Here is a 322-nt window from a genome sequence, read left to right on the forward strand (position 1 = left end):
CGCGCAGGCCTCCGGCGCCTCCATCGGCACCAGATGGCCGGTCGGCAGTTCGACCCAGTCGCGGCCCCAGAAGCGGCGGTTCTGTTCGCGGCCGGCCAGCCTCAGTTCTTCCGAATCGCGACCGGCAATGAAGCCCACCGGCACGCCGCGCGCGCGCAGCCGCCGCACCGCACGCAGCGCTTCGCGGTGGGCGATGGTGGCGTATACGTCGCGCTCGGTTTCGCGCGGAATGGCCAGCGTGACGCTGCCGTCGGGCAGCGTGTGCAGGCCGGCGCGCAGGAAATCTTCAAACACACCGGGCGCCCAGCGCCGCACGAAGTCC

Annotated in this window: 1 pseudogene; it reads right to left on the reverse strand. The window is 72.0% G+C overall.

The window, feature by feature from the left end:
- A pseudogene (locus METUNV1_RS00080) lies at nucleotides 1-294 on the reverse strand (alpha/beta fold hydrolase); the annotation flags it as partial.
- Nucleotides 295-322 lie beyond the last annotated feature (28 nt).

The sequence above is a fragment of the Methyloversatilis universalis FAM5 genome, assembly GCF_000214035.2.
In the GTDB taxonomy this organism is placed as follows: domain Bacteria; phylum Pseudomonadota; class Gammaproteobacteria; order Burkholderiales; family Rhodocyclaceae; genus Methyloversatilis; species Methyloversatilis universalis.